Here is a 9,859-nt window from a genome sequence, read left to right as displayed (position 1 = left end):
CTTCTGGTACCCACTCTTTTCTGATGTTTTCATATACACCCGGTTTTTGTGTATCGCTATTTTAGGACGGGACAACTCTATAAAACGAAAAAACCACGATGTTACATCGTGGTTTTTTTATGCTTTATTTATGTCGGGGTAAAGCTTCATTGAAGGCAGCCATTTTAGCGATGGAAGTAAAAAAAATATTAAAACATTACACCTTATTTTTTACATTAAACTAACAATCACTAAACCAAAAACTCCGTCCACCAGTTAGTTATACATCGGTCTAGTTTCTATATTCTAAAAGCTACGCGATCTAACATCTTTTTCTTCGGAAACAACTAATTATAAATTAAGAAGATTTAATGTATTTCTGCGCTAATTCCCGCATCCAAAAGCTGGCTACATCGGGGTTTTAAATCATCATAATCGCCGGTTTTTACCGCACATTTTCCTTTATAATGAATGAGCATGGTACATTGTTCGGCTTGTAAAGGATCGTGATCACAAGCTGCAATGAGCATATCTATTACGTGATCGAACGTATTTACCTCATCATTAAAAACAACAATTTCATTCTGCTGATTTACTTCTTCTTTAATCTCTACTTCTTCTAAAACTTCTTCTTGTACACTCATCATATTCAAATTTTCTACTTTACAAAAATAAAGCTATTTGGCTACTTCATCAATTATTTAACAAATTTTGCTGCGGTCCAATTGTCACGCACAAAATGATTATCAAAATTTAAACCTAGGTTTTTACATTTTTTCGTGATAATTTCTAAATCTTCTTCGTAAAATCCGCTTAGATAAATTTCGCCATTTTCCGTTAAGCAATCGGCGTAAATGGGAAGGTCATTCAGTAAGATATTGCGGTTAATGTTAGCGATAATAATGTCGTAACTTCTCCCAGCAAGTAATGCTGCATCTCCTTCTTCTACTTTAATGTCTGCACAATTGTTACGCTCAATATTCTCCAAAGTATTTAGGTAACACCAATTATCGATATCAATCGCTTCTACGGGCTTCGCGCCTTTCATCGCAGCGAGAATCGCTAGAACTCCAGTTCCGCAGCCCATATCCAATACGCTTTTTTGACGCATATCATCTTTTAAAATATGCTGAATCATCATATGCGTCGTGGCATGATGTCCTGTTCCAAAAGACATTTTAGGTTCAATTACAATATCATATTCGGTTTCTTTCTTAGGGTGAAAAGGCGCCCGAACTTGGCAAATGTCATCCACTATAATGGGAGAGAAATTCTTTTCCCACTCTTCATTCCAGTTCACTTGGTCAAATTCTTTTATGGTATAGCTAATCTTAAAGTTCTCATTTTTTAAAAAATCAATCTCTTTTACCAAAGCTTCTTGATGCTTATCTTTAATGATGTAGGCTTCAAAGCCTTCTTCGGTCTCTAGAAAACTATCAAAACCGATTTCCCCCAACTCTGCGATCAATATATCTGAAGCCGGTTGAAGCGGCTCTACCTTAAAAAAATAACCAATATATACAGGTGTCATACTTAGAATGAATTAATGATTTGTGTAAAATCTTTCGCTTTTAATGCTGCTCCGCCAATAAGTCCGCCGTCCACATCTTTCATAGCGAAAATTTCTTGTGCATTATTGGGTTTTACGCTTCCACCATATAAGATGGAGATCTTTTCCGCTACAGCGGAAGAATACGTATCTGCAATCATTTTTCTAATCTCGGCGTGCATATCTTGCGCTTGCTGCGGACTAGCAGTTTCTCCCGTTCCTATCGCCCAAACCGGTTCGTAGGCAAGGATAATATTTTCCCATTCGCTGGCAGACAATCCAAAAACGCTATCGGTTAATTGTTTTTTAACCACTTCTACCTGCTTCTCACTCTTTCTAGCTTCCAACTCCTCCCCTATGCAAAAAATGATATGGAGTCCGTTCGCTAAAGCAGATTTTACTTTCGCTGCCAACAACTCATGGCTTTCTTTATAAATACTTCTACGTTCACTATGTCCTAGAATTACGGTTTTTAAACCTAAGCTCGTCAACATTTTTGCTGAAACTTCTCCGGTAAAAGCACCGCTTTCTGCTTCGTGCATATTTTGAGCTGCCACTTCAATGCGGCTGTCTTCTAATAGTTCTTTCGCAGGATAAAGATTGGTATACGATGGCGCTACCATAACTTTCACCTCTTCTTTAAAGTCTTGCTTTTTTAAATCGCTTAACAAGGTTTTCATCTCTTGCACATCACAATTCATTTTCCAGTTTCCTGCAACAATTTGATCTCTCATAATTTTTATTTTAAGTGTTGGCGATTTTTGGATCTAACCAACCATAAATAATATCTACAAAAATATTAATAAGTATAAACATAAGCGCAATAATTAATACCGCTCCCATAATTACAGGCAAGTCTAAAGTATTAAGCGCATTTACAATTTCTTTTCCTAGGCCATTCCAGCCAAAAATATATTCTACAAAAACAGCCCCTGCCAACATGGAAGCAAACCAGCCCGAAATAGCGGTAATCACAGGATTTAATGCATTCTTTAAAGCGTGTCTTCTAATGATATTAGGCATAGACAATCCTTTGGCCTTCGCCGTTCTTATGTAGTCTTGTTGTAAAACTTCTAAGAGCGAATTTCTCATCAGCTGAATCATGACTGCCAACGGACGAATCCCCAAAACAATGGCTGGGAGAATTAAATTTTTAAGCACGAGATGATTTTTTTCTCCAAAATCGTCTAACTCATATAAGCTTCCGGTGGTGTTTAAATGGGTATATTCTCCCAATACGTAAGCAAAAAACCAAGCGAAAAGTATCGCGCTAAAAAAGGAAGGTACACTCATCCCAACGGTACTTAGAATCTGAATGCCTTTATCGAGCCATGTATCTTTTTGAAGGGCTGAAATAATTCCGAAGAAAATTCCGATAAGTAAAGCAATCGTAATCGCAGAAAATGCCAACACAAAGGTATTGGGCAAAGTTTCGGCAATTACCGAAGATACTTTCTTTCCGTTTTTCTGAAATGATTCTCTTAAATAAGGCGTTTTTAAAGCTACCGAGGTTTCCCCAAGTGTAAATAAAGTGGCCGCATTATATTTATTTTCGTCCAAATAGGTATAATCTTCTTGCTTTACGGAATGAAAAGAAAGCGGAGATAAATCATTTAAGTAATACACGTACTGAATGTGAATAGGCTGATCAAATCCATACTTGGCGCGTACTGCTTGCAATTGTTCTTCACTCTCGTTTTGCCCCAACATCATTTGCGCAGGATCACCCGGTAATACGGTAAAAAGAAAAAAGATGATGCTCACCACGCCAAACAGCGTGAGTAAAGCATAGCCTATTTTATAAACAATATATTTTAACAATCTAGTTTAAAATTAAATCTTCGGCATCGTTCCAATGTAATTTTTGCATAATCGTTCCTTTCTCTAAGGTTACCAAACCAGGATTGGAACGTACAATAGTCTTAATCGCAGTTTCATCAGCGAAATAGAAGTCGATTTCTATTCCGTAAATATCTTTAATCTCTGCAATTTCATTAGGTCCAGAAGCCGATAAACCAATCACGTGATAGCCTTTTTTATGAGCCGCATCTACTTGGTCTTTAATAGCGCTCCAACCTGCTTTTTCACTTTTAGATAAATTATAGGCAGAAACCATCAAGACTTTTGGTTCGTTTAGAATTTCTTCCGTAAAGTCTTCCCCATCTTGCTGCAAGGAGAAATCATGAATTGGCGGCACATAACCTTCCTCTACTACTTCTGTATTCACTTCAATAAATTCTCCGTCAACCGATGGATAACTCCCTTGTGTCGTAATTATTTTTTCTTCTCCATCTACCATAAATTTCCAGTTATAATCATAAACCGCTTGTTTTGCATCGTCTGGCATTTTCATTCCTTCAGAAATATTTACACCTACTTTATAGGCTCTAAAGTCTATGGCTGGTAAATGCATTAATACGTAGTATCCAAAACCTAAACAACCAATAAACGCCAAAAAGAAGATCCATTTATGGGAGCTAGGGTTAAATAGCGGCGTAATGTATTTTTGATTAAAGAAAATGATTAAAATCAAGATGGTTAAAACCACATCTTTAGAAAAAGATTCCCAAGGTGTTAACGGCAACGCATCTCCGAAGCATCCACAATCTGTTACTTTATTAAAATACGCCGAGTAAAAAGTTAGGAACGTAAAAAATAGAATCATTAAGAGTAAACTCCATCGCGTTAGGTTTTTTAAATAGCCTAAAATAAGGGTAAGTCCCAGCAGTAATTCTACAATAACTAAAAATACGGCCAAGGCCAAAGCGAAAGGAACCAAAAATGGAATATCTAACACTCCCGGACTAAAATATTCTTGTAATTTATAAGAGAAACCAACAGGATCGTTGAGTTTTACAAAGCCGCTAATGATAAATAAGATGCCGACAAAAATTCTGGCAAAGCCTACAATTACTTTCATAGTACTATAATTTAAGATTCGTGGAAGTTAAGAAGAATAAGCGCGAAAATGGCATAATTCACCATGTCTTGATAGTTGGCATCAATGCCTTCGCTTACCTTCGTTTTTCCTTGGTTATTTTCTATTTGTTTAACGCGTAAAAGTTTTTGCAAAATCAAATCGGTTAGGGAACTTACACGCATTTCACGCCAAGCTTCCCCGTAGTCATGATTTTTATTTTCCATCAACTCCTTGGTGATTTTCACATGCTTATCATAATGCTTCAAAGCTTTCTCTGCAGAAAAATCGGGTTGCTCTGCCACGCCATTTTCTTGCTGAATCAAGGCCATAATGCAATAATTGATGATGCCTATAAATTCAGGAATTTCGCCCTCCTCTACTTTCTGTTCGGCATTTTGCTGCAGCCCTCTTATGCGTTGGGCTTTGATAAAAATTTGATCGGTTAAAGAAGGCAAACGCAATATTCGCCATGCGCTACCATAATCATTCATTTTATGTTGAAATAATTCTCGGCACTTAGAAACCACCGAATCATATTGTAAAGAAGTATTTTGCATGAAAACGCCGTATTTTGCGTAAATTTCGGAGAAATATTTCAACTATTCAAAGTTATTCAATCTTTATATGACAATTAATTGCAACGGAAAGCTTATTTCGCTAGAAAGCCCTAAAATTATGGGGATTCTTAACCTTACCCCCGATTCATTTTTTGATGGCGGGAAGTATAAAAAGGAAAAAGAAATTCTTCAGCAGACGGAAAAAATGCTTCAGGAGGGTGCTTTTTGTATTGATGTGGGTGCCTATAGTTCTAAACCAAATGCTAAAAACGTTTCTACGGAAGAAGAACTGCAACGCTTGCTTCCCATAGTTCAACTTTTAACACAGGAGTTTCCAGATATTATTTTGTCTATCGATACCTTTAGAAGTGAAGTTGCTAAAAGTGCGATAGATAATGGAGCGGCGATGATTAATGATATTTCTGGCGGAAATCTTGATGAGCAGATGATGAAAACCGTAGGCGAATTAAAAGTTCCTTATATTTTAATGCATATGCGGGGCAATCCTCAAACGATGCAATCACTAACGCAATACGATGACCTTTTACAGGATCTTGTGTATTATTTTTCTGAAAAAGTAGCTCAGGCAAGAAGCTTCGGAATTAACGATATCATTCTCGATCCCGGCTTTGGATTTGCAAAAACTACTCATCAAAACTTTGAGTTGCTTAAAAACATGAAAATCTTAGAAGTATTAGAACTTCCTTTGCTGGCAGGACTTTCTAGAAAATCTATGATTTATAAAACCTTAGATATTTCAGCAAAAGAAGCCCTTAACGGAACCAGTGTTTTAAATGTCTTAGCTTTACAACAAGGTGCAAAAATTTTAAGGGTGCACGAGGTAAAAGAAGCGCGAGAATGTATACAGCTTGTTGCCCAACTTTAGGATTTAAGTTTAGTCGTGTCCGACTAAGATACAAGACCGCTTCGCTGAAAGACGTAAGATAAAAGACTTGATTCATAATAGCTTAATAACCAAGTTAATTAAATTAAGAATAGGTATTTATTTTTTAAATTTCAATTCGCAACATCATAGCAAGCTGTAACATCCTTAAAAAGTTTAAAAACCTTATTATACTTGTAATAACAGAAATCTGTAATATTTTTATCGGACACTAGTGATTTAATTTATAAATTTACAAAAAAGCAATATTTGGAAACCTTTAATTTTCTAGACTTACGTATTCTTGACTTCATCGATATTTTATTGGTGGCTATTCTTCTTTATTACATCTATAAGTTAGTAAAAGGCAGTGCTGCCATCAATATTTTTATTGGGATTGTCATTGTTTACTTGGCGTGGAAATTCACACAGGTATTACAAATGGAAATGCTAAGCAGCATTTTAGGTCAGTTTATTGGTGCAGGAATGTTTGCCTTGATTGTGGTTTTTCAGCAAGAAATAAGAAAATTCTTATTGATGGTAGGCTCCACCAATTTTGGAAGCAAACGAAGACTCATCAAACATTTGCGCTTTTTACGAGATGATGACAAAGAAGTCACTACAGATATTTCTGCAATTATTCGTGCTTGCGAAAGCATGGGAAAAACCAATACCGGAGCCTTGATTGTGATTGGAAGAAGTACCAAATTAGATTTTATAAAGAACTCTGGAGATACAATGGATATTGAATTGAACCAGCCTATTTTAGAGTCTATTTTCTATAAAAACTCTACCTTACATGATGGTGCTTTGGTGATTGAAGAAAACCGGATTACCGCTACCCGAGTGATTTTACCCGTAAGCAACGACCGCACTATTCCGCTGCGGTTTGGTTTAAGACATCGTGCTGCGGTTGGAATTACCGAAAAAACCGATGCCCTTGCCTTGGTGGTGAGTGAAGAAACGGGACAAACCTCCTACATTAAAAATGGTTCTTTTGAGATGTATGATTCCTACGAGGAATTAGGAAATAAATTAAAAGAAGATTTAGGATAAAAACAAATAGATTTTAGAAACTAGACATAAAAGAAGCAAGTTTTAAAATTTTAATTGGGTATAATTCTGGAAATTTATAGCTTACACTAAAACTTATTACTTCTCTATTGCAAGGATTATAATGCAGATAGGTTTTACCAAATCACCACTGTAAAAAAGTATAATGGAATGTAAAAACTGTACTTATCAATTAAAAACGGAAGACAAATATTGTCGGCAATGTGGGGCTCAGGTAATTAATTATCATCTGAGTCTAAAACAACTATGGAGCGAATTTCAGCTCATCTTTTTAAATTTCGACAATACTCTTATAAATACTTTTTGGTGCTTACTCCTACAACCTCAAAAAGTGATTGGCAGTTATATTGGGGGAACGCGTAAGAAATACTTAAATGTAGTTAGTTTTTTTGTGATTGCTTTGACTCTTGCAGGATTTCAGCTTTTTATCCAAAGAAAATTTTATCCCCAAAGCATGGAAGTAAGAAACATGTTTGGCTCCGATTTCTCTGAAATGCCCAGCCTCGATTGGATGTACAAATACTATTCCTTAATACAACTGATTAGTTTACCATTATATGCCTTTGTCGCAAAACTATCTTTTTTTAAGTATAAGAAGTTCAACTATACAGAGCATTTAGTCATTATGACTTACCTCACGGCTGAATACACAATTCTCTCCTCTATTTTCATGCTAATTGCCGTGAATTTTGGGGGAAATATGTATGAACTCAGTAATTACTACAACCTCTTTTTCTTTTTATATACTTGTTACGCCTATAAGAAACTTTATCCCTTGAGTTGGATCGATTTGTTTACGGCAACTGTTTTATTTATCACCATCGTAATCTTCTTAATGATATTTTTAACTATAGTTGGGGTGGGCTATGCTTTTATAACCAACTAATTTTGGACAAAACATAAAAAAAACACTCTAACCTTTAAAAGTTTAGAGCGGTTTAGCAATAGTGGTTGATTTTTTTATAGTTTAAATGACTGAAAATAGAATTAAATAGATTTACCTCATCTTTTATCGTTTTATTAATTGTTGAACATTCTCTCCTGTAGCACTTCTGACTTTCAAGAAATACACTCCTGAAGATAAATTAGAAATATCATATTCTAGTTGTGAGGTGAAGCTAGCAACTTCTTTCCCTGCTATAGAAAACACGTTCACACGTTTAATTTCTTCTGAGGTTTCTATTTGAAAAGTGTTTTGCACAGGATTAGGGTATAAAGCAACCTCTATTTTATTTACTGTATCTGCTGCCAGCATACATTCTCCTTGGTCGTAATAGGTTGCAATTCCATAAATTAACCAGGTGTTATAAGGTGCTACATCAGCCGTTGCAGCAGAAGCATTATCTACTTCGGCGCAAAAAGAACTAGGATAAGATTCTTCTGGCCCAGCAGTAAATACTTTTAAATCAAAATTAGTCATGTTATGATTGTTTCCATTTTTAAGATTAATTTTAACCCAATAAAGATTAACTGCGGTAAATTTTTGAATATTAATATTTGTACTTAAATCAACCTCATCTATCATCATTACAGCTGGCGCATCAGACACATCAGAGATACTAAGTTCTTCTAAGTGTATTAATCCTGTTACATCTAAGTTTGTGAAGCCCGCAAACTCCCAAATATCAATTTTTTCTAAATTACTATTATTTGTTAAATCTATATCTAAATTAACATTAGGTTGCCCGCCATTTCTTATAGTAACTTCTTTTAAAGCTGTGAAATCTTCTAAACCTGTTAGATCACTAACACCATATAAATAAAGTGTAAGTACGGGAGCTATATCACTAGTTAACACTTGTCCATTAACAATACCATCACTATCTATACCTTCAATAATAAGATATTGCTCAAAGTTAGTGTCTGGGATACTGGTGGTTTGTGCAGTAATTCCTAAAGATAGAAAAATGCCTAAAATGCTTATATAGTTTTTCACGGTTTGTATTTTCTTCACTTTTCAATGTTATTTCTTTATCACTCGCTTTACATCCTCACCTACATTACTTTTTATCTTTACAAAATATATTCCACTAGGAAGTTGAGAAATATCATAGTTTTGTTGTGAAGCAAATCGTGCTACTTTTTTTCCCGCAACTGTAAATATGTTGACTTCATTTATTTCTTCTGAAGATTGAATTTGAAAAGTGTTTTGCACAGGGTTGGGATATAAAGCAATCTCTGTTTTATTTTTGGTTTCTACTGCTAATGTGCACACTCCTTGATCATAAAAATTAGGAATAATTCCAGACATTGCCCAACTATTATAAGGAGCATTATTATTTGTAGCCGCAGTAGCATCATCTACCTTTAAACAAATAGGTCGAGCAGCAGTATTCTCGAGATAGATCTCCATATCTAACGTATTAATGTTATTACCATTTTGCAAATTGATTTGTTCTAGATACTGCAAATATCCTGTTCGCACTACTTTGATATTTGGATTATTACTTAAATCTATCTCCTCAACATAGATAGTTTCAACATCATCCTGCCCTTCCATTACCCATAACTCCTCCAAATTGACAAGCCCTGTTAGATCTAGGTTTGTTAAGCCTTGGTATGTCCAAATTTCTACTTTCTCTAAATTTACATTAGCAGTAAGATCTAATGTAATATTATTGTTATTTTGAAATTGTGCTGCATCCCTTATTTCTAATGTCTCTAAAGCAGTAAAATCTTCTAAACCTGTCAAATCACTAACTTGATTTAAAGAAAGTGTAAGTACAGAAGCTATATCACTTGTTAAAACTTGCCCATTAATTACCCCATCGCTATCTATCCCTTGATTAATAAGATGTTGCTCAAAGTTTTGATCTGGGATACTGGTGGTTTGTGCAGTAACTCCTACACCAAGTAATAAAATAAATAGGTTTATATATGCTTTCATAACGTTTTGT

General features: G+C 35.1%; 11 protein-coding genes. 3 read left to right on the top strand and 8 right to left on the bottom strand.

What is annotated here, in order from left to right; genetic code table 11:
* Nucleotides 1–347: 347 nt before the first annotated feature.
* Genes RBU60_RS09115 through RBU60_RS09090 form a run of 6 tightly spaced genes read right to left on the bottom strand, consistent with a single transcriptional unit; the run spans nt 348 to nt 5,005 of the window.
* Entirely contained in the window at nt 348–623 is a 276-nt protein-coding gene (locus RBU60_RS09115) for an ATP-dependent Clp protease adaptor ClpS (protein ID WP_308864566.1), read from the bottom strand.
* Between the two features lie 53 nt (nt 624–676).
* On the bottom strand, nt 677–1,510 hold the full coding sequence (gene prmA / locus RBU60_RS09110; protein WP_308864565.1) for a 50S ribosomal protein L11 methyltransferase: 834 nt from the start codon (nt 1,508–1,510) through the stop codon (nt 677–679).
* Between the two features lie 2 nt (nt 1,511–1,512).
* Nucleotides 1,513–2,262, bottom strand: a complete 750-nt coding sequence (gene tpiA, locus RBU60_RS09105; protein WP_308864564.1) for a triose-phosphate isomerase — start codon at nt 2,260–2,262, stop codon at nt 1,513–1,515.
* A 10-nt stretch (nt 2,263–2,272) separates the two neighbouring features.
* Nucleotides 2,273–3,349: an ABC transporter permease gene (locus tag RBU60_RS09100; protein ID WP_308864562.1), complete on the bottom strand. Its 1,077-nt coding sequence runs from the start codon at nt 3,347–3,349 to the stop codon at nt 2,273–2,275.
* A 1-nt stretch (nt 3,350) separates the two neighbouring features.
* Complete coding sequence (locus RBU60_RS09095) at nt 3,351–4,448, bottom strand: BT_3928 family protein (protein WP_308864561.1); 1,098 nt, start codon at nt 4,446–4,448, stop codon at nt 3,351–3,353.
* An 11-nt stretch (nt 4,449–4,459) separates the two neighbouring features.
* The gene (locus tag RBU60_RS09090) at nt 4,460–5,005 is read right to left on the bottom strand and encodes a DUF1599 domain-containing protein (protein WP_308864560.1); all 546 of its coding nucleotides are present in this window, start codon (nt 5,003–5,005) and stop codon (nt 4,460–4,462) included.
* Nucleotides 5,006–5,072: 67 nt separating this feature from the next.
* Between RBU60_RS09090 and folP the strand changes: the two genes are divergently transcribed.
* From folP to RBU60_RS09075, 3 genes are all read left to right on the top strand, one after another.
* Nucleotides 5,073–5,891: a dihydropteroate synthase gene (gene folP / locus RBU60_RS09085; protein ID WP_308864559.1), complete on the top strand. Its 819-nt coding sequence runs from the start codon at nt 5,073–5,075 to the stop codon at nt 5,889–5,891.
* Between the two features lie 267 nt (nt 5,892–6,158).
* A complete protein-coding gene (gene cdaA / locus RBU60_RS09080) occupies nt 6,159–6,944 on the top strand; it encodes a diadenylate cyclase CdaA (protein ID WP_308864557.1) in 786 nt (261 codons plus the stop codon).
* 163 nt (nt 6,945–7,107) lie between these two features.
* A complete protein-coding gene (locus RBU60_RS09075; protein WP_308864556.1) occupies nt 7,108–7,848 on the top strand; it encodes a DUF3667 domain-containing protein in 741 nt (246 codons plus the stop codon).
* Between the two features lie 123 nt (nt 7,849–7,971).
* Here the strand turns inward: RBU60_RS09075 and RBU60_RS09070 are convergent, their stop codons facing one another.
* Complete coding sequence (locus tag RBU60_RS09070; RefSeq protein WP_308864555.1) at nt 7,972–8,916, bottom strand: T9SS type A sorting domain-containing protein; 945 nt, start codon at nt 8,914–8,916, stop codon at nt 7,972–7,974.
* 9 nt (nt 8,917–8,925) lie between these two features.
* Nucleotides 8,926–9,849: a T9SS type A sorting domain-containing protein gene (locus tag RBU60_RS09065; protein ID WP_308864554.1), complete on the bottom strand. Its 924-nt coding sequence runs from the start codon at nt 9,847–9,849 to the stop codon at nt 8,926–8,928.
* Nucleotides 9,850–9,859 lie beyond the last annotated feature (10 nt).

Source organism: Mesonia profundi (assembly GCF_031085155.1).
Taxonomy (GTDB): Bacteria; Bacteroidota; Bacteroidia; order Flavobacteriales; family Flavobacteriaceae; genus Mesonia; species Mesonia profundi.
Note: the sequence above shows the minus strand (reverse complement) of the source record. Positions and strands in the feature narration are given on the sequence as shown.

What these genes read in the sequence shown, in the direction of transcription:
- RBU60_RS09115 (WP_308864566.1), bottom strand. Translation starts at nt 623, where the DNA reads ATGAGTGTACAAGAAGAAGTTTTAGAAGAAGTAGAGATTAAAGAAGAA.
- prmA (WP_308864565.1), bottom strand. Translation starts at nt 1,510, where the DNA reads ATGACACCTGTATATATTGGTTATTTTTTTAAGGTAGAGCCGCTTCAA.
- tpiA (WP_308864564.1), bottom strand. Translation starts at nt 2,262, where the DNA reads ATGAGAGATCAAATTGTTGCAGGAAACTGGAAAATGAATTGTGATGTG.
- RBU60_RS09095 (WP_308864561.1), bottom strand. Translation starts at nt 4,448, where the DNA reads ATGAAAGTAATTGTAGGCTTTGCCAGAATTTTTGTCGGCATCTTATTT.
- RBU60_RS09090 (WP_308864560.1), bottom strand. Translation starts at nt 5,005, where the DNA reads ATGCAAAATACTTCTTTACAATATGATTCGGTGGTTTCTAAGTGCCGA.
- folP (WP_308864559.1), top strand. Translation starts at nt 5,073, where the DNA reads ATGACAATTAATTGCAACGGAAAGCTTATTTCGCTAGAAAGCCCTAAA.
- RBU60_RS09075 (WP_308864556.1), top strand. Translation starts at nt 7,108, where the DNA reads ATGGAATGTAAAAACTGTACTTATCAATTAAAAACGGAAGACAAATAT.
- RBU60_RS09065 (WP_308864554.1), bottom strand. Translation starts at nt 9,849, where the DNA reads ATGAAAGCATATATAAACCTATTTATTTTATTACTTGGTGTAGGAGTT.